Origin of the sequence: Campylobacter volucris (assembly GCF_008245045.1) — a bacterium.
GTDB lineage: Bacteria > Campylobacterota > Campylobacteria > Campylobacterales > Campylobacteraceae > Campylobacter_D > Campylobacter_D volucris.
This window is the reverse complement of sequence record NZ_CP043428.1, coordinates 1,396,650-1,421,484: the sequence shown is the minus strand read 5'-3', so window position 1 is coordinate 1,421,484 and position 24,835 is coordinate 1,396,650. Positions and strand designations below refer to the sequence as shown.

The window sequence follows — 24,835 nt, the reverse complement described above, 5'->3', positions numbered from 1 at the left end:
TACACCATGATATATTTTAATTTTTATAAGATAACTCTTTATCCCTTTTCTCTCTCAATCCCTTCCACCATTTCCACTTTCTTTTAAATTACTTATTAAAACTAAAGCTGCGAAAATCCACTTAAAATTTCTAAAATACTATTTTTCAAATCAAACCCTTTTAATGTTTTTATTTTTTTAATTTATATCCTCCATATCTTTTCCTCTAACCTAATAAAACTTTAAGCTTATATAGATATAATTTCATTTCCTTTTTTTAAAAAAAGGTAGTTAAAAATTAAGATATTTCAATCTCTAATTTTTAAATTGTTCTTTAAATTATTAATATTGTTAATCAAATCTTATAGTCAATCTTTGAAATCTAAATAAGTGATCGATTGAGCCAGAGATTTATATTATTTTATAATGTAAATCTATCATACGAATAATTCAAAGATTATTTTATTAATCTTTAAAATACTTTTTCTTTGAAGAAAAAGATTAAACTATCTATAATTTTTATGGAGAGTTTGATCCTGGCTCAGAGTGAACGCTGGCGGCGTGCCTAATACATGCAAGTCGAACGATGAAGCAACTAGCTTGCTAGTTGTGGATTAGTGGCGCACGGGTGAGTAAGGTATAGTTAATCTGCCCTACACAAGAGGACAACAGTTGGAAACGACTGCTAATACTCTATACTCCTATTTAACACAAGTTGAATAGGGAAAGTTTTTCGGTGTAGGATGAGACTATATAGTATCAGCTAGTTGGTGAGGTAATGGCTCACCAAGGCTATGACGCTTAACTGGTCTGAGAGGATGATCAGTCACACTGGAACTGAGACACGGTCCAGACTCCTACGGGAGGCAGCAGTAGGGAATATTGCGCAATGGGGGAAACCCTGACGCAGCAACGCCGCGTGGAGGATGACACTTTTCGGAGCGTAAACTCCTTTTCTTAGGGAAGAATTCTGACGGTACCTAAGGAATAAGCACCGGCTAACTCCGTGCCAGCAGCCGCGGTAATACGGAGGGTGCAAGCGTTACTCGGAATCACTGGGCGTAAAGGGCGCGTAGGCGGATTATCAAGTCTCTTGTGAAATCCAACGGCTTAACCGTTGAACTGCTTGGGAAACTGGTAATCTAGAGTGGGGGAGAGGCAGATGGAATTGGTGGTGTAGGGGTAAAATCCGTAGATATCACCAAGAATACCCATTGCGAAGGCGATCTGCTGGAACTTAACTGACGCTAAGGCGCGAAAGCGTGGGGAGCAAACAGGATTAGATACCCTGGTAGTCCACGCCCTAAACGATGTATGCTAGTTGTTGGGGTGCTAGTCATCTCAGTAATGCAGCTAACGCATTAAGCATACCGCCTGGGGAGTACGGTCGCAAGATTAAAACTCAAAGGAATAGACGGGGACCCGCACAAGCGGTGGAGCATGTGGTTTAATTCGAAGATACGCGAAGAACCTTACCTGGGCTTGATATCCTAAGAACCTTATAGAGATATGAGGGTGCTAGCTTGCTAGAACTTAGAGACAGGTGCTGCACGGCTGTCGTCAGCTCGTGTCGTGAGATGTTGGGTTAAGTCCCGCAACGAGCGCAACCCACGTATTTAGTTGCTAACGGTTTGGCCGAGCACTCTAAATAGACTGCCTTCGTAAGGAGGAGGAAGGTGTGGACGACGTCAAGTCATCATGGCCCTTATGCCCAGGGCGACACACGTGCTACAATGGCATATACAATGAGACGCAATACCGCGAGGTGGAGCAAATCTATAAAATATGTCCCAGTTCGGATTGTTCTCTGCAACTCGAGAGCATGAAGCCGGAATCGCTAGTAATCGTAGATCAGCCATGCTACGGTGAATACGTTCCCGGGTCTTGTACTCACCGCCCGTCACACCATGGGAGTTGATTTCACTCGAAGCCGGAATACTAAACTAGTTACCGTCCACAGTGGAATCAGCGACTGGGGTGAAGTCGTAACAAGGTAACCGTAGGAGAACCTGCGGTTGGATCACCTCCTTTCTAGAGTACAAACTGATAAGTCTCACAACTATCAGTTCATATAAACTCAATCATCCTTGTTTAGATTTCAAAGATTGATGAAAAGCTAATTTTGGGGAATTAGCTCAGCTGGGAGAGCGCCTGCTTTGCACGCAGGAGGTCAGCGGTTCGATCCCGCTATTCTCCACCATTTATTAAGGGCCTATAGCTCAGCTGGTTAGAGTGCACCCCTGATAAGGGTGAGGTCACAAGTTCAAGTCTTGTTAGGCCCACCATAAAAAAGATTTGTTTATCAATTAATTAAAAGTTTTAAAACTTAAAGTAAGTATATGAGTAATTATATTTACTTTAGGTTTTAAGACCTAAGCTAAATAAAATATTTGAATAAAATACTTTTATTTAATGTTATTTGAATTATCATTGTTAAGAGTCACAAGCAAGTTTTAATAAAAACAATTTTACAGGACTTGTTAAAGAATAAAATTATTATTATCTTTGCTTTAATCTTGAAAGATTAAAGATAAGTTTTAAACTCACAGCTTATTAGCTATATTTAGTTATTAAGTGTTTAAATGCTTTCCGTCTTAAGATAGTAAGGTTTTATTATAAAAACTTTAACAAGGAAGTGATGCGTTTTAGAATAAAAGGTAAAAAAGGTAAGCTATTAAGAGCGAATGGTGGATGCCTTGGCTGGTAAAGGCGATGAAGGACGTACTAGACTGCGATAAGCTACGGGGAGCTGTCAAGAAGCTTTGATCCGTAGATTTCCGAATGGGGCAACCCAGTATATAGAGATATATACTACCATAATGGAGCGAACGTAGGGAATTGAAACATCTTAGTACCTACAGGAAAAGAAATCAATAGAGATTGCGTCAGTAGCGGCGAGCGAAAGCGCAAGAGGGCAAACCCAGTGCTTGCACTGGGGGTTGTAGGACTGCAATGTGCAATAGGTGAGGTTAGTAGAACACTCTGGAAAGTGTAGCCATAGAGGGTGATAGTCCCGTATACGAAAACCAAACCTTAGCTAGCAGTATCCTGAGTAGGGCGGGACACGAGGAATCCTGTCTGAAGCTGGGTCGACCACGATCCAACCCTAAATACTAATACCAGACCGATAGTGCACAAGTACCGTGAGGGAAAGGTGAAAAGAACTGAGGTGATCAGAGTGAAATAGAACCTGAAACCATTTGCTTACAATCATTCAGAGCACTATGTAGCAATACAGTGTGATGGACTGCCTTTTGCATAATGAGCCTGCGAGTTGTGGTGTCTGGCAAGGTTAAGCACACGCGAAGCCGTAGCGAAAGCGAGTCTGAATAGGGCGATTAAGTCAGATGCTGCAGACCCGAAACGAAGTGATCTATCCATGAGCAAGTTGAAGCTAGTGTAAGAACTAGTGGAGGACTGAACCGATAGGCGTTGAAAAGCCCCCGGATGACTTGTGGATAGGGGTGAAAGGCCAATCAAACTTCGTGATAGCTGGTTCTCTCCGAAATATATTTAGGTATAGCGTTGTGTCGTAACTAAAGGGGGTAGAGCACTGAATGGGCTAGGGCATACACCAATGTACCAAACCCTATCAAACTCCGAATACCTTTAGTGTAATCACAGCAGTCAGGCGGCGAGTGATAAAATCCGTCGTCAAGAGGGAAACAACCCAGACTACCAGCTAAGGTCCCTAAATCTTACTTAAGTGGAAAACGATGTGAAGTTACTTAAACAACCAGGAGGTTGGCTTAGAAGCAGCCATCCTTTAAAGAAAGCGTAATAGCTCACTGGTCTAGTGATTTTGCGCGGAAAATATAACGGGGCTAAAGTAAGTACCGAAGCTGTAGACTTGACTTTGTCAAGTGGTAGGAGAGCGTTCTATTTGCGTCGAAGGTATACCGGTAAGGAGTGCTGGAGCGAATAGAAGTGAGCATGCAGGCATGAGTAGCGATAATTAATGTGAGAATCATTAACGCCGTAAACCCAAGGTTTCCTACGCGATGCTCGTCATCGTAGGGTTAGTCGGGTCCTAAGCCGAGTCCGAAAGGGGTAGGCGATGGCAAATTGGTTAATATTCCAATACCAACATTAGTGTGCGATGGAAGGACGCTTAGGGCTAAGCATTGCTAGCGGATGGAAGTGCTAGTTGAAAGTCGTAGGAGCTTATATAGGCAAATCCGTATAAGAATACTCCGAGAACCTATAAGCTTTTTGAAGTCTTCGGATGGATAAGAGTAATGCTGATGCCGTCGAGCCAAGAAAAGTTTCTAAGTTTAGCTAATGTTGCCCGTACCGTAAACCGACACAGGTGGGTGGGATGAGTATTCTAAGGCGCGTGGAAGAACTCTCTTTAAGGAACTCTGCAAAATAGCACCGTATCTTCGGTATAAGGTGTGGTTCGCTTTGTATTAGGATTTACTCCGAAAGCAAAGAAACTTACAACAAAGAGTCCCTCCCGACTGTTTACCAAAAACACAGCACTCTGCTAACTCGTAAGAGGATGTATAGGGTGTGACGCCTGCCCGGTGCTCGAAGGTTAATTGATGGGGTTAGCATTAGCGAAGCTCTTGATCGAAGCCCGAGTAAACGGCGGCCGTAACTATAACGGTCCTAAGGTAGCGAAATTCCTTGTCGGTTAAATACCGACCTGCATGAATGGCGTAACGAGATGGGAGCTGTCTCAAAGAGGGATCCAGTGAAATTGTAGTGGAGGTGAAAATTCCTCCTACCCGCGGCAAGACGGAAAGACCCCGTGGACCTTTACTACAGCTTGACACTGCTATTTGGATAAGAATGTGCAGGATAGGTGGGAGGCTTTGAGTATATGACGCCAGTTGTATATGAGCCGTTGTTGAGATACCACTCTTTCTTATTTGGGTAGCTAACCAGCTTGAGTTATCCTCAAGTGGGACAATGTCTGGTGGGTAGTTTGACTGGGGCGGTCGCCTCCCAAATAATAACGGAGGCTTACAAAGGTTGGCTCAGAACGGTTGGAAATCGTTCGTAGAGTATAAAGGTATAAGCCAGCTTAACTGCAAGACATACAAGTCAAGCAGGGACGAAAGTCGGTCTTAGTGATCCGGTGGTTCTGTGTGGAAGGGCCATCGCTCAAAGGATAAAAGGTACCCCGGGGATAACAGGCTGATCTCCCCCAAGAGCTCACATCGACGGGGAGGTTTGGCACCTCGATGTCGGCTCATCGCATCCTGGGGCTGGAGCAGGTCCCAAGGGTATGGCTGTTCGCCATTTAAAGCGGTACGCGAGCTGGGTTCAGAACGTCGTGAGACAGTTCGGTCCCTATCTGCCGTGGGCGTAAGAAGATTGAAGAGATTTGACCCTAGTACGAGAGGACCGGGTTGAACAAACCACTGGTGTAGCTGTTGTTCTGCCAAGAGCATCGCAGCGTAGCTAAGTTTGGAACGGATAAACGCTGAAAGCATCTAAGCGTGAAGCCAACTCTAAGATGAATCTTCTCTAAGCTCTCTAGAAGACTACTAGTTTGATAGGCTGGGTGTGTAATGGATGAAAGTCCTTTAGCTGACCAGTACTAATAGAGCGTTTGGCTTATCTTATTTAAGCATCACTTCCTTGTTAAGGTTTTTATATATAAATAAGTTTTATAAAAATCTTTATAGGTAAAGTTTGTATTAGAACTTGCTCTTAACATTGTTTTTTAAGTATTCTTATAAAGAATATTTAAATAACAATGTCCGTGATTATACAGATGTGGAGACGCCTTGATCCATCCCGAACCAAGAAGCTAAGCACATCGTGGGTGATGATACTACGCCTTACTGGCAGGGGGAAAGTAGCTCATTGCGGACTTGTTAATTACTTATTTTTATTCTTCTATTTGTATTAATTCTTTATAGTTTAATTTATTTACTAGCTTTTATTTTTATCAATTCTTTATTATTTATTTATATTTTTTATTTGTTGGATTTTTTATAAATAATTTAAATGTTTTTAGGGTTTATGATATATTTATTGCTTACTTTTTAGTTTTTTTTAATTGTTAGTTTTTACTTAGGTTAAATTATTGATTAAGATTAGTTTGTGTTAATTATATTTATAAGTATTGATAATTATATTTAGTTTGTTTGTATTTGTTGATTGTAGTTTGGATTTTAGTTTATTTATTGGATTAGGATTTGTTTTTAATATACAAATTTATCAATATATTTATTTATGAATTGATTTTAGTTTTTTTATTTGTTTTTAGTTTTTAATCCTTTAAATGTTTTTATGGGTTTATAATTAAATTGCTTGCTTGTTGATTAAGTGAGTTTGAATAAGTTTGGGTGAGTTTGGGTGAGTTTGGGTGAGTTTGGGTGAGTTTGGGTGAGTTTGGGTGAGTTTGGGTGAGTTTGGGTGAGTTTGAGTGATTGAGTGATTGAGTGATTGAGTGATTGAGTGATTGAGTGATTGAGTGATTGAGTGATTGAGTGATTGAGTGATTGAGTGATTGAGTGATTGAGTGATTGAGTGATTGAGTGATTGAGTTTGGTGGGCGAAAAATAAAAAAGCTTATTGGTTATAGTTTTAGTTTTTTATTAGGATGTATGGTTTTTATATAGAAATGATAAAGATTATAATTAAGGTATTTTTTGGAGGGGTTGTTGGTTATTTTATTTATTTAAAGATTTTTAGTTTTTTAGGGTTGGGTTTTTGAAAAAAAGGATGGGCTAGGTTTGATAAATTGATTGATACTGATTAGTTTAATTACAACAAGCATATAAAGATTTATTAAATTATAAAAAATATAGTTTTTATATAAAAGCAAATTTTAGTAAAATACAAATTATTTTTTTATAAAAGGTTAATTATGCATCTTGCTTTGCTTAATGAAAAAGATTTTTTAAATCCATATTATCGTAAAAAACAAATCACACAAAACGAATTTGATCATTTTAATAAAGCTTTATCAAAATATCTTTTAAAACTCGAACAAGCACACGAACAAAATGAAGATTATTTAGTGGCAAATGCTTTGAGCCCATTTTTAGCGAGTTTAAATTTCAAAACACACATAAAGACCAAACAAAAAGGTAAAAGTGAGATAGATTTATCCATAACAAAAGATGAGCTAAGCACAGATTTAGAAGTTTTAATAGAAGCCAAAAAGATAAATTCAAAAGAATTTATCTCTCAAACTAAGCCAAATGCAAAAGCTTTGCATGAAAGTATTTTGTATTATTTTAGAAATAGAGAGCATAGTTTTTCTTTAAAATTTATCATCATTACGGATTTTTATAAATTTTATGTATTTAGATCCAAGGATTTTGAAGAGCTTTTTTACAAAAATGCTAAATTTAAAAAACTTTTTGAAAGTTTTACTAATGAAAATTCACTTTTTAAAGGCAATACAGATGAATTTTATAAAGAAGCAGCTAAGATTATAGAAACTTCTAATGACACTCTAAAAGGCTTTTTTATAGATTTGACGCCATTTAAAGATAAACAAAATTCAAATTTTAAAAATCTTTCAAGTATTTTTAAAATTTTTAATAAAGATTTTTTATTAAATGAATTTAGTCCAAATGATGCAAATTCACTAAACAATGCATTTTACAAAGAGCTTTTATATATCTTAGGACTTTGTGAGCAAAACTCAAAGGCCATTATCACTCAAAGCGAACAAAGCAAACAAGGTCAAGGCACGCTTTATTATGCTATAGAAAGCAAATTAGAAGATAAAAATTTTGAAACTATACTAAAATTCATCATACTTTGGCTTAATAGAATTTTATTTTTAAAACTCATAGAATCAAATCTTATAAGATTTAACAACGATAAAAATTTAAAATTTTTAAATTATGAAAAAATTCCAAATTTCACTGCACTTTCTCATCTTTTCTTTGATATCCTAGCCAAAGAAAAGCAAAAAAGAAGCGAAAGCAAATTTAGCTATTTGCCTTATTTAAATTCTTCTTTATTTGAAAAACAAGATATAGAAAAATCATTACTTTTTATAAATGCTTTAGATGATGATAGCACCTTAGAGTATTTTCCACATACTCAGTTAAAAGATGAAAATGGCAAAAGCAAAAAAGGTAAAGTTTTATTATTAGAATATTTGTTTGAATTTTTAGATAGTTTTGATTTTGGAAGCGATGAGCAAAGCGAAGAACTTATAAAACAAAAAGAGCTTATAAACTCAAGTGTTTTAGGAAATGTCTTTGAAAAACTAAATGGCTATAAAGAAGGTTCTTTTTATACCCCAAGTTTTATCACTTCTTATATGTGTAAAGAAAGCATTAGCAAAGTAGTGCTTGATAAATTTAATGCTAAATTTAAGTTAAATTCTACAAATTTAAATGAGTTGAAAAAAGATCTAAGGGATTTTAGAATTTCTAAAGAAGAAAAACTTGATTTGCTAAATTCTATACGCATTTGCGATCTGGCCGTAGGAAGCGGGCATTTTTTGGTTTCGGCTTTAAATTGTTTGCTTATGGTGTATTATGAGTTGAATTTATTTGAGCAAGATTTTTACCTTAGTATAGAAAATGATGAAATTTTAATACAAAACGAAAAAGGCGAATTTATAGAGTATAAACGCCCAAGCTTTGAAAAAGACAAAGCCCACCAAATTCAAAAAGAGCTTTTTGAGTGCAAAAAACTCATCATAGAAAATAATCTCTTTGGAGTGGATATAAATTCAAATTCATGCGAGATCACTAAGCTTCGTCTTTGGATAGAGCTTTTAAAGCATAGTTATTATCAAAGTTTTGAAAACGAGTATTATCACGATTTAAAAACCCTACCAAACATCGATATAAACATAAAATGCGGAAATTCACTCATAAGCTATTTTGATATAAACAAAAGCCTTACTCATTATCCAAACATAAAAGAGCGTATGGACAAATACAAACGCATAGTCAAAGACTACAAAGACGGCTTTTATACTGACAAAACTATGATAAGCAAAGAAATACAAAATCTCAAAACTTCTTTTAAAAATTTTTGTTTAAAAGACAAATTTGCAAAAGAGATCAAAGCCTTTACAAACGATGCAAATGAGTATTCTAAAAAATATGGCGATTTTTTAGTAAGTTCTTATGATGATGAGAATTTTAAAAGCTTTTTTTCGAAAAATATGTTTGAATTTGACTTTGATGAGAGCAAAGCCAAAAAAGAATTTACAAAACTAACAAAGCTTTATGAGAGCATTTTTGACTTAGAAAGTTCTCATCCTTTTGAGTGGCGTTTTGAATTTCCTGAAGTGCTAGATGAAAGTGGGAATTTCAAAGGTTTTGATCTCATCATCGGCAATCCACCTTACATTAGACAAGAAGAGATAAAAGAGCTAAAAAACACTTTAAGCAAAAACTATAAAGTCTATAAAGGCACAGCAGATATTTATACTTATTTTTACGAGCTAGGTTTTAATGTATTAAAAGAAAATGGAATTTTATCTTTCATCACTTCAAACAAATACACCCGTGCAGGTTATGGAGAGCCTTTGCGTGAATTTTTGCTAAAAAATACTTGCATTTTAAAATACATCGACTTAAACGGCATAAAAGTCTTCGATAGTGCTACGGTAGATACTTCCATGCTTAGCTTTGAAAAAATAAAAATCAAAGAAAACACCTTTAAATATCTAAGCTTAAACAACGAGCTTTTAAAAAACTATGACTTTGAAATTTCAGTCATAAAAGAATTTTTAAATATCTCTCAAAACTCACTTAGCAAAGAAAGCTTTACTTTCAATGATGAAAGCACAAATGCACTAAAAGCTAAGATAGAGCGTATAGGCACACCGCTTAAAGATTGGCACGGATTAAATATAAATTATGGCATTAAAACAGGTTTAAACGAAGCCTTCATCATTACCACCGAGAAAAAAGATGAAATTTTAGCTAATTGCAAAGACGAAGACGAAAAAGAACGCACCGCAAAACTCATACGCAAAATGCTACGCGGACGCGATATAAAAAGATACAGCTATGAATGGGCGGGACTTTGGGTGATAGGAACTTTCCCTAGTTTAAAAATCGATATAGAGCAATATCCATCATTAAAATCTTATCTATCTAATTTTTTACCACGCATAGAGCAAAGCGGAGAAAAAGGCTGTCGTAAGAAAACAAGTAATAAATGGTTTGAAACTCAAGATAACATAGCTTATTATGAAGAATTTGAAAAGGAAAAGATTGTATGGGCAGAAATGACAAGGGAACCTTGTTTTATTTATGATATTTCTCAAGTATTTACAAATCAAACTTGCTATATATTTACAAGCCCTTATAGTAAATATTTAATAGGAATTTTAAATTCAAATATTATTTTTTATTATATGCAACAAATTTCATCAAATTTGGGTGATGGTGCATTTAGATGGATTAAACAATACATAGAAAAACTTCCTATACCAAAAATAAATTCTAAAAATGAAAAATTAGCAAATGAGTTAGTAAGTCTAGTCGATGAAATTTTAAAAGCCAAAGAGCAAAACAAAAACGCAAACACCCAAGAACAAGAAAACAAAATAAACTCTCTAGTCTATAAACTCTACAATCTCACCGAAGAAGAAATATCGATAATCGAAGGAAAGTGATGGAAAAATTAACAGCGATGGAAAAACAGGCTATACAAAAAAGAATAGAAGAAGAATTTGAAAATATAAATAAATTATTAGAACAAAAAGAAATTTATTTATGCAGTCAATATGTAATGAGAAAAATAGAAAGTTCATTAATTATAGTTAGAAAAAATTTAGAAGAAATATTAAAAGATATTCCACAATATGTATATGAATATGTTGGAAAAAAAGAAATAAATAAAGTTTTAAATTGTAAAGTTGATTATTCATCAAATATATTTATTGTAGGACTTTCTGTTAGCACAAAACCTTATGATGAAAATTATTTTGAAACTAAACAAGAAAAAATGTTATTAAAAGGATATTCGTATGATAATTTATTATTTTTATTTGAAAAGTATCCTTTAATGTTTATTGATTGTATATTTGACTACAATATTTTTGAAACAATATATCAATTAAAGCAAATTCAAAAATTATCTTTTTTAAATTGTATTTTTAAAAATAATTTATATTTAAATTTCCAAGAGTGTTTAGATATATTTCAAATGGATAATTGCGTGTTTGAAAGACAATGCAAAATAAAAGGAACATTTAAAGATAATGTTTATTTTAATAATTCTCATTTTAAAGATAATGTTTATTTTAATAATTCTCATTTTAAAGATAATGTTTATTTTCACGAGTGTGAATTTGAAAAGACAGCTTGTTTTTATGGAGTTACATTTGATAAAGCTCCAAATTTTTCTCAAGCTATTTTCAAAGGAAATTTAAATGCTGTAAATACAAATCTAAATTTTACTTTTGATGATTTGCAAGAAAAAATTAAACAAGAATATGAAGATTTTAATAAAGGTAAAAACAAGCAAGATGAAAAACCTTTAGATGAATTTGCAAATGATTTTAGAGATTCTTTTAGGACTTTTAAAAGTGCTTTGATAAAAGATAATAATCTTTTAGATGCTTCAAATTTTCATAAATATGAACTTTATTGTAAAGAAATAGAGTTAAAAGAATATTGGAATAAAATCAACAAAACAAATAGTAAAAAAGATGCTATAAAAAATCAAAATGTATTTAAAAATTTTATAGATTCTTATTTGCTGAATTTTTATAGAAAACTTTGTGATCATCATACTGATTTTTTAAGAGTTTTTAATAATTTTTTATTGTTAATATCTTTGCATATTTTATATAGTTCTTTTATTTTATATATCAATGATAAAAAAATTGTAGATGATGCTAAAATTTATTTAAGTGATATTTTTAATTATAATAATATTTTTTTATATGTGTCGGGTATTTTATTTTTTATATGTGTTTGCTCTATATATTTTTGTAAAAATAAAGAAAAAACACATATGATAAATGAAGAAATTAAAGTGAAAAAAATTGAATGGGGTAAGATTATAATAAAAGAAATATATACTTCTTTTCTTGTGCTTTCAACTTGCTGTTTAGGAACTTTTGTTTTTGGTATGATAGGAGATTTTTTAGCAAAATTTTTTGATTTAAAAATATTTAAAGATATTTTATATATATCTTTTGTTTGTCTAAGTTTTATAGGACTTTTTTTGTTTTTTATCCATTCTTTTGTATTGAGATATATTTTTGTATCTTGTTCTTATTTTATTGTAGCTTTTGTTTTATTTTTAAAACCAAAAGAATTTTATTTTATATATGATATTTTTAAAGATAGTAGTGAAAATTTAACGATAATGAATAGCTTAAATGTGATATATTTTGTTTTGATTATTTTAGTCATTTTCTCACTCCAAAAAACCGCACGAAAAAATTCCATAGTGCCAAGTTAGAAAATATAAAAATGGAAAAACAATAATTCAAGATGAAATAAAACAATAATAGGTATTTAAATTTATATATGTTATACTTTAAACAATTGATTAGGATTTATATGTCGATATGATTAATAAAACAAACTAAAGGAGTAACAATGGTTAATGCTTTAGATTTAGCAAAATATATTCTTTATAAATCAGATAAAGATTTGAGTAATTTAGAACTACAAAAAACTTTATATTTTACAGAACTTGATTATATTAAAAAATTTGATAAACATCTTATTAATGATGATTTTGAAGCTTGGAAGTATGGTCCTGTTGCTAGAGATGTTTATTGCGAATATAGAAATTATGGGGCTAATTCTATAGATAAACCTAACGATGAAATTCAATTAAATCTTGATAATGATGAGTTGGAAATAATTAATAATTCGATTAAAAAATGCAATAAACAATCTTATTGGATTCTTGTTGAAAAAAGTCATAGAAAAGGTGGAGCGTGGGAGCAGAGTTTTAAAGAAAATAAAAAGGAAGTTATCAATAAGGAATTAATAAAACAAGAAGCCAAAAATGAGTTTTAAAAAAGAACATAAGGAACTAAAAGTAATTATAGAAAAAATATATAATGAGCAAAGCTTAGAAAGTAGTTGTGATGACATTGTAGAAAAATTAATCACAATTTATAAAACAGAATATAAGCATAAGTATTCAGAGCTTACGACGATAATATTAAATATTACAAAAAGCGATAGAGAGCAAGATTTAATGACATTAGCTCAAAATGTTAGAATGCTTGAAGAAAAATTAGATAACAAAACTTGCGATGAGTGTATTAAAGAAAAAATTAAAGATTTTTATGATCATATTAATTTAGAGTGTGTCAGGTTACAAGATTCTGATGGTAAAATAAAAAAGATAAAAGATGAATATAATGAGCTTTATAAAAATTACAATAATATAAAAGATAACCTTAGTAAGCAACAAACTCAATATATTACTATTTTAGGTATTTTTGCTTCTATTGTTTTGACTTTTGTTAGCGGTTTGGTTTTTTCAACTTCTGTATTGTCAAATATAGATAAAGTAAGTATTTTTAGATTAATTTTTACTATGGCTTTTATAGCTTTTTTTGTAGGAAATATTCTTTATTCTTTATTTGCTTTTCTTTTAAAAATTTCTTCAATATATAGTTGTAAAAGTAATATTTACATTTATGTTTTTAATTTAATTATATTTTTAATTATGCTTATTGATTTTTGTTTTTATTTGTATTGTTTTTATTAAAAATTCCATAGTGCCAAGTTAATTTTTATAATTAGCTTGTTTCTTTTTATCGCTATAAATTTAAATCAGCTTTTGCAATGTTACTCTTATACTCATATATTATTAAATCTTTTCCTATGAAAAACACTTAAAAACCAAATATTTGTTAAGATGAATTCAAATGACTTAAATTTGAAAGGAAAAGTATGTGGCAACAAATCTACGATCCATTTAACAATATCATTTTAAGTGCTTTAGTAGCGTTTTTACCTATATTGTGTTTTTTAATTTCTCTTGTATTTTTAAAGCTTAAGGGCTATCAAGCAGCGTTTTTGACACTTATTTTATCAGCCTTGATAGCTTTGTTTGCTTATGGCATGCCTTTGTCTTTACTAGGAGCAACTTTCATACAAGGCTTTGCTAATGGCATTTGGCCTATAGCTTGGATTATCATTGCAGCTATATTTTTGTATAAACTTTCTATCAAATCAGGTTCTTTTGAGATCATAAAACAAAGCGTGATGAGTATCACCCCAGATCATAGAATTCAAGTGATTTTGATAGGATTTTGTTTTGGTTCATTTTTAGAAGGTGCTATAGGTTTTGGTGGGCCTGTTGCTATCACAGCAGCTTTACTAGTAGGTCTTGGGTTAAAGCCTTTATATGCAGCAGGACTTTGTCTTATAGCAAATACCGCTCCAGTAGCCTTTGGAGCCGTTGGAATTCCTATTATAGCTATGAGTAATTTAGTAGGTATAGAACAGCATTCAGTTTCAGCTATGGTAGGTAGAATGCTTGTGCCACTTAGTCTAAGCATACCATTTTTTATAGTATTTTTAATGGATGGTATAAAAGGCGTTAAAGAAACTTTCCCAGCCATCTTTGTAGCGACTATATCTTTTACTGCTACACAATTTCTAAGCTCAAATCACCTAGGAGCAGAACTACCAGATATCATATCAGCTGTGGTTTCATTGTCTATTACAACTATATTTTTAAAATTTTGGAAACCAAAAAATATCTTTAGATTAGACGATGTAAAAGATTTTGACAATCCACAAAAGCTAGAATTTAAAAAAGTGCTTTTAGCTTGGATGCCATTTATACTTTTAATCATTTGTATCATTATATGGACTCAGCCTTGGTTTAAAGCTTTATTTGCTAAAGATGGAATCTTAAATTTCATGCAATTTAGTATAAAATTTAACGAAACATTAGGTTCTATCGTAAGTCCTGATATAGTTAATCCACAAATTACAAAAACCATGATCCCATCACATACCATAGACTTAGTAGCTCAAGCAGGAACGGCTATCTTACTTGCTGCTTTGATGAGTATAGTAGTGTTAAAAATCAAACTAAATGATGCAAGCGAGTGCTTTTGGGAAACTTTAAAAGATATGGCTATTCCTTGCTTTACCATAGGTTTAGTTGTAGCTTTTGCTTTTATAGCCAAAAACAGCGGTATGAGCACTACTTTAGGCCTTGCTTTTGCAAATACAGGCGATGCTTATGCGTTCTTCTCGCCTATTATAGGTTGGATAGGGGTGTTTTTAACTGGTTCAGATACTAGCTCGAATTTACTTTTTGGAACTTTACAGCAAGTTAGCGCTCAAAAACTTGGCGTTTCTGAAGCTTTATTTTTAGCAGCAAATTCAGTAGGTGGGGTAGTAGGAAAAATGATATCTCCACAAAGTATAGCAGTAGCTTGTGCAGCTGTTGGACTTGTAGGAAGAGAATCAGAGCTATTTAGATTTACTTTAAAATATTCTATTGCTTTTGTGGTTTTAATAGGAATTTGGACCTTTGTTATAGCGTTTTTCTTAAGCGGTATAATACCTGATGTTATAACTTTAAAATAAGGCTAAAAATGAAAAAGGTGTATTTATTTGCTACTTGTTTGGGTAGTGCTATCATGCAAGAAAGCGTATTGAGTGCTGTTAGGCTTTTAAGAAGAGAAGGGGTTGAGGTGATTTTTAAAAAGCAGCAAACTTGCTGTTCTCAACCTTCTTTTAACTCAGGATATTTTAAAGAAAGCAAAAACATAGCTTTGTATAATATAAAATTATTTGACAAAGACTATCCTATAATCGTCCCAAGTGGCTCCTGTGCTGGGATGATGAGTCATGATTATTTAGAGCTTTTTAAAGATGATGAAAATTATGCTTTGGTAAAAGAATTTAGCTCAAGAGTGATTGATCTTAGTCAGTATTTAGATGATGTTTTGAAAGTAGAGTATGAAGACAAAGGCGAGCCATTGAAAGTTACTTGGCATTCTAATTGCCATGCTTTAAGGATTCAAAAATGCATTAATGCAAGTAAAAATTTGATTAAAAAATTAAAAAATGTAGAATTAGCGCCTTTAGAATTTGAAGAAGAATGCTGTGGTTTTGGGGGAACTTTTGCAGTAAAAGAACCTCAAATTTCAGATGCTATGGTAAGAGAAAAAATCAAAGATATCCAAAATACAGGTGCTAAGTATGTGTTAAGTTCAGATGGTGGCTGTTTGATGAATATCGTAGGAACCATGCAAAAAATGGGACTTGACATCAAAGGTATGCATTTGTATAGTTTTTTAAATAAGCGTCTTGAAGGAGCTATGATATGAAAGTAGCACATGAACAAATCGTGGATATAAAAATTCACGATACTCAAATGAGAGAAAATTTAAGATCTGCTATGCATACTTTGCAAAAAAATCGCTTAAAAGTTATAGATGAAAAATTTAACGATTGGCAAGGTTTAAGATCTAAAGCAAAACAAGCTAAAAACAATGCTTTATCGACTTTACACGATAGACTTTTAGAATTTGAAAAAAATGCTAGTAAAAATGGCATAAAAGTGCATTGGGCTAGTTCAGATACTGATGCTTGCGAGATCATATATGAATTAATGCTTGAAAAAAATATAAGTAAAATTTTAAAAGGCAAGTCTATGGCTAGTGAAGAAATAGGCTTAAACCATTATTTAGAAGCTAAAGGACTCAAAGCCATAGAAACAGATTTAGGCGAACTCATACTTCAGTTAAATGATGAAACTCCAGTGCATATAGTGGTACCAGCTGTGCATAAAAATCGCTATGAAATTGGTAAAATTTTTCAAGAAAAATTAGGAGCAAATTTAGAAAACGAGCCAGAAAAACTAAATGCTATAGCTAGAAAACATTTAAGGGATGAATTTGAAGGCCTTAAAATGGGACTTAGTGGAGTAAATTTTGCTATGTCTAAAGAAGGTGCTTTTTGGCTTATAGAAAATGAAGGTAATGGTAGAATGTGCACTACAGCAAGCGATATACATGTAGCACTTTGTGGTATAGAAAAAGTGATGGAAAGCTTTGAAGATGCTGCTACTATGGTATCTTTACTTACTCCTTCGGCTACTGGACAATTTATACCAACTTATAACAACATCATCACAGGCCCTAGAAAAAATGGAGATTTAGACGGCCCTAAAGAAGTGCATATAATACTTTTTGATCACAATAGAAGCAAAATGCTAAATGATAAAGACTATTATGAAGCTTTACGCTGTATAAGATGTGGTGCTTGTATGAATTTTTGTCCTGTATATGATAAGATAGGCGGTCATACTTACCAAAGTGTTTATCCAGGCCCTATAGGAGAGGTTATAAGCCCTAATCTTTTTGGTATGCAAGAAAATGGAGATATACTTACTTTTTGTTCTTTGTGTGGAAGATGTTCTGAAGTTTGTCCAGTAAAAATTCCACTTGCTGATTTAATAAGAAAGCTAAGAGCTGCAAAAATAGGCCAAGGAAGTTTTGGAAATGAAAATCCAAATACCTTAGAAGCTATGGGTTTTAAAGCTTTTGAAAAAGCTGCAACTTCGCCAAAAATTTGGCAATTTACCATGTCTAATTTGCATAAATTCAATTGGTTTTTGCAAAAGGGTAAAAATTCTTTGCCTGTAGTGAAAAAATGGAGTGCTTATAAAGAATTTCCACAAGTAAAAATGAATTTATACCAAGAGCTTGAAAACATTGAAGGAGTAAAGTGTGAGTAAGATTGATGAAATTTCTTCAAAAAGTAAAAAAATTATTTTAGATAAAATCAAAAACGCCCAAATAGATATTGAAAAAATTCCAACTATAGATCCTATAGAACATATCAAAACAAGTCAAAATATGCTTGAAGAGCTAAAGGAAAAAATGCAAGCAAATAAATATATAGTCCAAGAATGCTCTAAAGAAAATTTAGAAGAAACGATAAATCAAATCGTTTCAAGTTATGGCTATAAAACTTGCATTTATCCAAGTAAATTAGATATAGACATTGAAAAAATTAATGCTGAAAAAAAGACTTGCTTTGATCAAGAGGTTGAAAATTTAAGACAAGAGCTTTTTCATAGTGATTTTTCTATCATCCAAGCAAGACTTGGAGTAAGCTCACATGGAGTGGCTTTAGTAACTTCAAGTAAAGATCAGCCTAGAATGCTTTCTTTGGCACCTATGCTTTGTATAGTATTGCTTAAAAAAGAAAATGTAGTGAAGAGTTTAAGCGAGGCTTTAAATTTAGTCAAAAAAGAAAATGAAATTTTACCGAGTAATATTTTGTTTATAGCAGGGCCATCAAGAACGGCTGATATAGAGCTTATAACGGTTTTTGGGGTGCATGGATCGCAAAAAGTGCATGTAGTATTTTATTGACATAAAAACTTGTTTTAAAATATAAAATTTATGATTTTTGAATTTTGTTTAAATTTTTAAATGATAGAATTATTTTGAAAATTTTTAAAGAAAGGTCTTTTTATGTTGAGATTTTTTATGATGCTTTTTTGCGCGATGAGTCTTTTTGCTACTACACCAAAAGATACGATCGTTATCGCGGTTGAAAATGAACCAGAGCGTATCAATCCGCTTTTTAGCGAAGATCACGATGTGGCTATAGGACTTGTGTTTTCAGGGCTTACACGCTTTGATGAGAAAATGAATTTAGCACCTGATCTTGCTAGCTCTTGGAAAGTGAGCAAAGATGGACTTGAGTATGAATTTACTTTAAGGGATGATGTGTTGTGGCATGATGGGACTAAATTTAGTGCCAAAGATGTGGAATTTAGCATCAATGCTTTAAAAGATGAAAAACTAAATTCTCCTTCAAAGGTAAATTTTGATGCAGTTAAAGAAGTAAAGATTATAGATGATTATCATATAAAAATCACTTTATCTAAGCCTTTCCCTCCTTTTTTAGATGCTTTAAGTGTAGGAATTTTGCCAAAACATTTGCTTGAAAAAGAAAATTTAAACACTACAAAATTTAATCAAAACCCTATAGGAACAGGTTCGTATAAGTTAAAACAATGGAAACAAGGTCAATATATGATCTTAGAAGCAAATGAAAATTATTATCTAAGCAAGGTAAAAACTCCAAAACTTATACTAAAACACATTAAAGATCCTAGCGTGAGTGCTATTGAGCTTAAAAATGAAACCATAGATGTGGCTTTGGTTGATTTTTCTTTGGCTTCAAGTTTTAAAAATGATAAAAATTTTAAAATAATCCAAATGCCATCAGCTGATTATCGTGCTTTGATGTTTAATCTTGATAATGAATTTTTAAAAGATCCAAAGGTTCGTTTAGCACTAAATTATGCCATAGATAAAAAAGTCATTGTAGATTCTCTTTTGCATTCTTTTGGAAGCGTAGCAAATCATCCTTTAGAAAAATCATGGGCAAATCCTGATAATTTTTCTACTTATCATTATGATGTAAAAAAAGCAAATGAGCTTTTAAAACAAGCTGGTTTTGTAAAAAATAAAAATGGTATTTTAGAAAAAGATGGCAAAGAATTTAGTTTTGAAATGTATGCTATGAGTGATGATCCGCTAAGAGTGGCTTTGGTAAATATCTTACAAAGTGAATTTTTAAAATTAGGCGTTAAAGCAAAAGCCATAGCTAAGCCAAGTGGAAGTTTTGACTATACCAAGATAGATAGCTTTTTGGTAGGTTGGGGAAGTCCTTATGATCCTGATTTTCACACCTTTAGAGTTTTTGCAAGTTCTGAAGATGCTGCTTTAAATTCAAGTGGTTGGAATTTTGGACATTATCAAAATGCTAAGGTAGATAAAGCTTTACTTAATGCTAGAAATTCATTAGATGTAAATCAAAGAAAAAAACATTATAAGGAATTTATCCAAGCTTTGCATGAAGATCCTGCGTTTTTGTTTATAGCTTATATTGATTATCCTTTAGTTTTTAGAGCAAATATCAGCGGTATAAAATCACATGTTTTAGGACATCATGGGGTTGGTTTTACATGGAATGCTTACGAGTGGAGCAAAAACTAAGTGCTACAACTCATTTTAAAACGCCTATTATGGGCGTTTTTTTTGATTTTTTTTGCAAGTTTTTTATGTTTTGTGATGATGTATTATGCTAAAGGTAGTGTGGTATTTGCTGCTGTGCCTCAAGGTGTTAGCTTAAAAGTAAAAGAAGAGATAGAAAAAAATTTAAATTTAGACAAACCTTTGTTAGAGCAGTATGAAAATTGGGCTTTTAAAGCATTAAAAGGCGACTTTTCCTACTCTTTAATAAGCGGTGAAAAAGTAAATGAAATTTTAAAAGAAAAACTTCCCTATACCATTATACTTGGAAGCTTGGCTTTTTTTGTGTTGTTTGTTTTGTCTTTGATTTTAGGGCTTTTGTGTGTATTTTATAAAGATAGTTTTTTAGATAAATTTATCACTTTTTTTACGATGAGTTTTTTAGCTTTGCCTACTTTTTCTTTATCTTTGATGCTTATTTTGTTTTTTTCGGTTATTTTTAAATTTTTCCCAAGTTCAGCTATAGCAGATATTGGCTTTGAAGATGATGTAAAAAATCGTTTGTGGCATTTGTTTTTGCCAGTGTGTGCTTTGGTTTTTTCGCATTTAGCGGTTTTTGTGCGTTTTATAAGAACTACTTTGATCGATAGTTTAAATCAAAATTTTATAGAAAGTGCTTTTGCTAGAGGACTTAGTAAAAAAAGAGTGTATTTGCATTTTGTGCTAAAAGATGCTTTTGGTTCTATACTTGCATATTTTGGTGCTTCTTTTGTGAGTTTTTTAATGGGCACTTATATAGTAGAGAGTGTGTTTTCTTATGAGGGTATAGGGAATTTGGTGATTAAAAGTATATTGTTTAAAGATTATCCTGTGGTGCTAGCTGTGGTGAGTTTTAGTATATTGGTAGTGGTTTTTGTAAATTTGATTGTAGAAATTCTTTGCAAGATGATTAATCCAAGGTTTGCAAATGCGTAAAATATACTTAGCTTTGTTTTTTATCAGTATTATTTTAGCTGTATTTGCTCCTTATATAAGCTCTTATGATCCAAATTTAATTGATCTAAGCAAAGCCAAGCAAGCTCCAAATTTAACTCATATTTTTGGTACAGATTTACTTGGTAGAGATCTTTTTGCAAGAATTTTATATGCTTTAAGAGTTTCTTTACTTGTAGGAATTTTGGCTGCATTTTTAAGTGTAGTATTTGCTCTTTTTTATGTTTTTTTAACTAGATTTTTTGCTTATGCATTTTTTGCAAGAGTGCTTGATATGTTGTTAGCTTTGCCCTCTTTGCTAGTGATAATGTTTTTTCAAAGTTTTTTAGCAGGTTCTATTTGGAGTATGATTTTCATCATTGCTTTGGGACATTTTGCTTTTGTGGCTAAGGTGCTTGATACACATATTAATAAATTTCAAAAATTAGAATTTTATCAAAATGCCATAATCTTAGGAAGCACCAAAACAAAGGCTTTATTTAAAGAGCTTTTGCCTGCATGTTGGAATTTGCTTTTTGTATTATTTGTATTAAACATCGCTCATGCTATAACTAGCGAAGCAACTTTAAGCTTTTTTGGTTTAGGAGTGGATCTTTCTACACCAAGTTTAGGCAATATACTCAATGAAGTTAGCAAAAGTGTGTTTTTGGGATTTTGGTGGATGATAGTCTTTCCTGTGATGTTTATACTTTTACTTATTTTACCTTTGCTTGCTTTGGGTAATGATATGCAAGAAGGTATCAAAATATGATAAAAGTTGAAAATTTAAATTTACATTATAAACAAAAAGTTTTGTTAAAAAACATCACTTTTACCCTTGAAGATAATAAAACCTTAGCCATTATGGGTAAAAGTGGTGTTGGTAAAAGTTTATTACTTAAAAGCTTCATTAGGCTTTTTGATAAACATTATTTATTACAAGCTTCATCGCTAAATATAGACTCTAAAGAAATTTTAAATCTTAATGTTAAAGAGTTAAATACGCTAAGATCAAAAGTAAATTTGCTTTTTCAAGATGTTTATGGGAGTTTTTATCCACTTATAGATATTGGGAGTTATTTTAATATAGTTTTAAAAACCCATACTACTTTAAGCACAAAAGAAATTAAAGAAAAAGCATTTTATTTTTTTGAGCGTTTAGGACTTAAAAATCATGATCTTTTGTGGCATTCTTTTATTTATCAATTAAGCGGAGGTATGGCAAGGCGTGTTCAAATAGCCCTAGCTTTATTAAGCGGGGCTAGGTATTTATTGTGTGATGAGATCACAAGTTCTTTAGATAAAAAAAATGAAGAAAAAATCATTACTATTTTAAAAGAATTAAAATCAGAATTTATCAATATACTTTACATCACACATGATTTAAATTTAGCAAAAGAATTAAGCGATGAGGTTTTGATTATGGAAGATAAAACCATCATCGAGCAAGCAAGCATTTTGGAATTTTTAAAAAATCCACAAAGTTCTTATGCTAAAGAATTGATAGAGCTTTCAAAGAATGAAAATGTTTTTAGAGATTAAAAATTTAAGTAAAAGCTATACTTTTAAAAAACACTGGTATTTAAAACAAGAAGAAATTTTTGTTTTAAAAAACATCAATTTTACATTAAATAAAAATGAAAATTTATTGCTTTGTGGAGAAAGTGGAAGCGGCAAAAGCACTTTAGCTAAAATTTTGTGTATGTTAGAAACTGCAAATAGCGGCGAAATTTTGTTTGAAAATGAAAATATTTTAAATTTAGATTTTTCTAGTCAAAGAAAATTACGCAAAAAAATTCAATATCTTTTTCAAGATCAAAAACTAGCTTTAAATCCTTATAAAAAAGTCAAAAATCTCATATTAGATGTGTATGAAAATTTTAATCTTAAGCCAAATTATAAAGAACTTTTTGAGTTGTTTGATATTTTTGAGCTTGAAAAAGATATTTTAGATTTAAAGCCTTTAAAGTTAAGTGGTGGACAAAGTCAAAGACTTGGGTTAATTAGGGCTTTGATTTTAAAACCAAAATTGTTAATATTAGATGAAATTACTTCAGCTCTTGATATACCAACTGCTTATAAAATTTTAAATTATCTTATCAAATTTCAAAATTTAAATGATATTACTTATATTTTTATATCTCATCAAGAAAATTTGTTAAAAAACCTTTGCCATAAAAAGATTGTTTTACAATAAAGATAAAAATTGTTTCATTTTGAAATATTAAAAATTTATTTGATTGATAATAAGTTTTTATATAGCTAATTTGAAGTAAAATAACCCCAATTAGCTTAAAAGGTTTATTATGACTCATGCAACAATAGAGCATCAATACTTTGGTATATTTGCAATGCTTGTGATTGCAAGCGTTATCTTTTTTACTTTAGTATATATTTCTTCAAAATTAGGCTCAAAATTAGCTTCACACAATAGAAAAAAACTAGGGCTTGGAATTTATGAGTGTGGCCCGATGGCTTCTAAGCAAGCTAATAAAATCAATTCTCAATTTTTTGTTTTTGCTTTGATTTTTATATTGCTTGATATAGAAGTAGTGTTTTTATTTCCTTGGGCTGTTGTGTTTAAAGATTTAACTGCTGAGCTTTCAAGATATGGTTTGTCTATGTTTGCTTTAGTTGAAGTTTTTGTATTTGTTTTATTGCTTGCAATTGGGTTTTTATATGCTTATAAAAAAGGAGCATTTGAGTGGCAGAGTATCAAAAAATGAGCACAGCACCTGTTGTCTTAACCACTGTTGATAAAATAGTCCAATGGGGTAGGAGTAATTCTTTATGGGCTTTATCTTATGGACTTGCTTGTTGTGCTATTGAAATGATGGCAGCAGGTGGTTCAAGGTATGATTTTGATAGATTTGGGACTATTTTTAGAGCAAGTCCTAGACAATCTGAAGTGATGATTATAGCTGGAACTTTAAGCAAAAAACATGCTGAATTTACAAGAAGACTTTATGATCAAATGCCAGATCCTAAATGGGTGATTTCCATGGGCTCTTGTGCAAATACTGGTGGTATGTTTAATACTTATTCTACTGTTCAAGGTGTAGATAGAATAATACCTGTTGATATTTATGTGCCAGGCTGTGCGCCACGCCCTGAGACTTTTCAATTTGCATTAATGATACTTCAAAAAAGAATTCGCAAAGAAAAAGCAAGCAGACACATCGCTCCAAAAAGGCTTATATGATGAGAAAATATAGCGATAAAAAAAATGTTCAATTGAAAAATTATTATGAAGATAGATTTTATCATGCTCCAAAAACTCAAAAATTAAATTTAGAAAATAGTGTTTTTGAGCAAGATTTTCTTCAAATTTCTCAAAAATTTAAGATTAAAAATTCTTTTATTGAGCTTGATTTTTGGGTGATTGAAATAGAAAAAGATGACAATGTTGTTTTGTTAGGTGAGCTTAAAAATTTAGGTTATAGCTGTTTTACTGATGCAAGTGCTATTGATTTTGTAGCACAAAAAAATGGATTTGAAGTGTATTATCAGCTTTTAAATATGGATAAAAATTTAAGAGTTAGGATAAAAACCTTTGTAGGTGTAAAAGAAAAACTTCAAAGCATTATGAATGTGTTTAAAGGGGCAAATTGGTGTGAGAGAGAAATTTATGATATGTTTGGAATTTTCATCATTAATCACGCTAATTTAAAAAGATTATTAATGCCAGATGATTGGTTTGGTCATCCTTTTTTAAAGACTTATCCTTTAGAGGGTGATGAATTTGCCAAATGGTATGAGATTGATAAAATTTTTGGTAAAGAATACCGCCAAGTAGTAGGAGAAGAAAACAGAGATCCAGGTTTTGTTGATGAAAAAGATACTTTAAATTTTAGCCGAATTTATCATGAAGTATCTAAAGGCGAGGCTCCAAGAGAAGATAAATACTTGCAAGATTATCAAGAAGAAGATGGCGTCGCTTTTGTAAAAAAAGTTAAAAGAAATCAAGCTAAAATTTTAGATAAGAGAAGATAA

The 24,835-nt window shown here is 31.7% G+C and carries 16 protein-coding genes, 2 tRNA genes and 3 rRNA genes; all 21 read left to right on the top strand.

Translation table 11 applies throughout. The features are described from left to right. The first annotated feature begins 497 nt into the window (after window positions 1-497). The 21 genes from CVOLT_RS07335 (at window position 498) to CVOLT_RS07235 (ending at window position 24,835) form a co-directional block, all read left to right on the top strand. Window positions 498-2,010 (top strand): 16S ribosomal RNA (locus tag CVOLT_RS07335). A 93-nt stretch (window positions 2,011-2,103) separates the two neighbouring features. Further along, window positions 2,104-2,179: transfer RNA gene (locus CVOLT_RS07330), tRNA-Ala, on the top strand. Window positions 2,180-2,187: 8 nt separating this feature from the next. After that, window positions 2,188-2,264, top strand: a tRNA-Ile gene (locus CVOLT_RS07325). Between the two features lie 379 nt (window positions 2,265-2,643). Then, window positions 2,644-5,552 (top strand): 23S ribosomal RNA (locus CVOLT_RS07320). A 136-nt stretch (window positions 5,553-5,688) separates the two neighbouring features. Then, window positions 5,689-5,805, top strand: a 5S ribosomal RNA gene (rrf, locus tag CVOLT_RS07315). The 16S, 23S and 5S rRNA genes sit together here with 2 tRNA genes alongside, the layout of an rRNA operon. Before the next feature lie 1,000 nt (window positions 5,806-6,805). Continuing rightward, the gene (locus CVOLT_RS07310) at window positions 6,806-10,543 is read left to right on the top strand and encodes a type IIS restriction/modification enzyme (RefSeq protein ID WP_039666122.1); all 3,738 of its coding nucleotides are present in this window, start codon (window positions 6,806-6,808) and stop codon (window positions 10,541-10,543) included. Next, window positions 10,543-12,342, top strand: coding sequence for a pentapeptide repeat-containing protein (locus tag CVOLT_RS07305; RefSeq protein ID WP_039666121.1), 1,800 nt, complete (start codon window positions 10,543-10,545; stop codon window positions 12,340-12,342). The genes CVOLT_RS07310 and CVOLT_RS07305 overlap by 1 nt, the downstream gene beginning before the upstream one ends. A gap of 140 nt (window positions 12,343-12,482) precedes the next feature. Further along, entirely contained in the window at window positions 12,483-12,911 is a 429-nt protein-coding gene (locus CVOLT_RS07300) for a Panacea domain-containing protein (protein ID WP_039666120.1), read from the top strand. Next, entirely contained in the window at window positions 12,901-13,614 is a 714-nt protein-coding gene (locus CVOLT_RS07295) for a hypothetical protein (RefSeq protein ID WP_039666119.1), read from the top strand. Before CVOLT_RS07300 ends, CVOLT_RS07295 begins: the two co-directional genes overlap by 11 nt. 185 nt (window positions 13,615-13,799) lie before the next feature. Continuing rightward, window positions 13,800-15,455, top strand: a complete 1,656-nt coding sequence (locus tag CVOLT_RS07290; RefSeq protein WP_039666118.1) for an L-lactate permease — start codon at window positions 13,800-13,802, stop codon at window positions 15,453-15,455. Window positions 15,456-15,463: 8 nt separating this feature from the next. Beyond that, window positions 15,464-16,201: an NAD-independent L-lactate dehydrogenase, oxidoreductase subunit gene (locus CVOLT_RS07285; protein WP_039666117.1), complete on the top strand. Its 738-nt coding sequence runs from the start codon at window positions 15,464-15,466 to the stop codon at window positions 16,199-16,201. Further along, window positions 16,198-17,613 carry a LutB/LldF family L-lactate oxidation iron-sulfur protein gene (locus CVOLT_RS07280; protein ID WP_039666116.1) on the top strand — a complete coding sequence of 472 codons (1,416 nt, stop codon included), beginning with the start codon at window positions 16,198-16,200 and terminating at the stop codon, window positions 17,611-17,613. Before CVOLT_RS07285 ends, CVOLT_RS07280 begins: the two co-directional genes overlap by 4 nt. Continuing rightward, complete coding sequence (locus CVOLT_RS07275) at window positions 17,606-18,256, top strand: NAD-independent L-lactate dehydrogenase subunit (protein WP_039666115.1); 651 nt, start codon at window positions 17,606-17,608, stop codon at window positions 18,254-18,256. The genes CVOLT_RS07280 and CVOLT_RS07275 overlap by 8 nt, the downstream gene beginning before the upstream one ends. Before the next feature lie 102 nt (window positions 18,257-18,358). Beyond that, window positions 18,359-19,894, top strand: a complete 1,536-nt coding sequence (locus CVOLT_RS07270) for a nickel ABC transporter, periplasmic substrate-binding protein (RefSeq protein ID WP_039666114.1) — start codon at window positions 18,359-18,361, stop codon at window positions 19,892-19,894. A 12-nt stretch (window positions 19,895-19,906) separates the two neighbouring features. Then, entirely contained in the window at window positions 19,907-20,845 is a 939-nt protein-coding gene (locus CVOLT_RS07265; RefSeq protein ID WP_039666320.1) for an ABC transporter permease, read from the top strand. Then, window positions 20,838-21,614 carry an ABC transporter permease gene (locus CVOLT_RS07260; RefSeq protein ID WP_039666113.1) on the top strand — a complete coding sequence of 259 codons (777 nt, stop codon included), beginning with the start codon at window positions 20,838-20,840 and terminating at the stop codon, window positions 21,612-21,614. Before CVOLT_RS07265 ends, CVOLT_RS07260 begins: the two co-directional genes overlap by 8 nt. Then, window positions 21,614-22,384 carry an ATP-binding cassette domain-containing protein gene (locus CVOLT_RS07255; RefSeq protein WP_235362414.1) on the top strand — a complete coding sequence of 257 codons (771 nt, stop codon included), beginning with the start codon at window positions 21,614-21,616 and terminating at the stop codon, window positions 22,382-22,384. Before CVOLT_RS07260 ends, CVOLT_RS07255 begins: the two co-directional genes overlap by 1 nt. Further along, window positions 22,368-23,039, top strand: a complete 672-nt coding sequence (locus CVOLT_RS07250; protein WP_039666111.1) for an ATP-binding cassette domain-containing protein — start codon at window positions 22,368-22,370, stop codon at window positions 23,037-23,039. Before CVOLT_RS07255 ends, CVOLT_RS07250 begins: the two co-directional genes overlap by 17 nt. 109 nt (window positions 23,040-23,148) lie before the next feature. Next, on the top strand, window positions 23,149-23,568 hold the full coding sequence (locus CVOLT_RS07245) for an NAD(P)H-quinone oxidoreductase subunit 3 (RefSeq protein WP_039666109.1): 420 nt from the start codon (window positions 23,149-23,151) through the stop codon (window positions 23,566-23,568). Next, window positions 23,565-24,044 (top strand): NuoB/complex I 20 kDa subunit family protein, encoded by a 480-nt coding sequence (locus CVOLT_RS07240; protein ID WP_229238036.1) that lies wholly within the window; start codon window positions 23,565-23,567, stop codon window positions 24,042-24,044. The genes CVOLT_RS07245 and CVOLT_RS07240 overlap by 4 nt, the downstream gene beginning before the upstream one ends. Then, window positions 24,044-24,835: an NADH-quinone oxidoreductase subunit C gene (locus CVOLT_RS07235; RefSeq protein WP_039666107.1), complete on the top strand. Its 792-nt coding sequence runs from the start codon at window positions 24,044-24,046 to the stop codon at window positions 24,833-24,835. The genes CVOLT_RS07240 and CVOLT_RS07235 overlap by 1 nt, the downstream gene beginning before the upstream one ends.

Bases quoted from the DNA above. Each gene is read 5' to 3' on its own strand.
- CVOLT_RS07310 (WP_039666122.1), top strand. From the start codon at position 6,806: ATGCATCTTGCTTTGCTTAATGAAAAAGATTTTTTAAATCCATATTAT.
- CVOLT_RS07305 (WP_039666121.1), top strand. From the start codon at position 10,543: ATGGAAAAATTAACAGCGATGGAAAAACAGGCTATACAAAAAAGAATA.
- CVOLT_RS07300 (WP_039666120.1), top strand. From the start codon at position 12,483: ATGGTTAATGCTTTAGATTTAGCAAAATATATTCTTTATAAATCAGAT.
- CVOLT_RS07295 (WP_039666119.1), top strand. From the start codon at position 12,901: ATGAGTTTTAAAAAAGAACATAAGGAACTAAAAGTAATTATAGAAAAA.
- CVOLT_RS07290 (WP_039666118.1), top strand. From the start codon at position 13,800: ATGTGGCAACAAATCTACGATCCATTTAACAATATCATTTTAAGTGCT.
- CVOLT_RS07285 (WP_039666117.1), top strand. From the start codon at position 15,464: ATGAAAAAGGTGTATTTATTTGCTACTTGTTTGGGTAGTGCTATCATG.
- CVOLT_RS07280 (WP_039666116.1), top strand. From the start codon at position 16,198: ATGAAAGTAGCACATGAACAAATCGTGGATATAAAAATTCACGATACT.
- CVOLT_RS07270 (WP_039666114.1), top strand. From the start codon at position 18,359: ATGTTGAGATTTTTTATGATGCTTTTTTGCGCGATGAGTCTTTTTGCT.
- CVOLT_RS07260 (WP_039666113.1), top strand. From the start codon at position 20,838: ATGCGTAAAATATACTTAGCTTTGTTTTTTATCAGTATTATTTTAGCT.
- CVOLT_RS07250 (WP_039666111.1), top strand. From the start codon at position 22,368: ATGTTTTTAGAGATTAAAAATTTAAGTAAAAGCTATACTTTTAAAAAA.
- CVOLT_RS07245 (WP_039666109.1), top strand. From the start codon at position 23,149: ATGACTCATGCAACAATAGAGCATCAATACTTTGGTATATTTGCAATG.
- CVOLT_RS07240 (WP_229238036.1), top strand. From the start codon at position 23,565: ATGAGCACAGCACCTGTTGTCTTAACCACTGTTGATAAAATAGTCCAA.
- CVOLT_RS07235 (WP_039666107.1), top strand. From the start codon at position 24,044: ATGAGAAAATATAGCGATAAAAAAAATGTTCAATTGAAAAATTATTAT.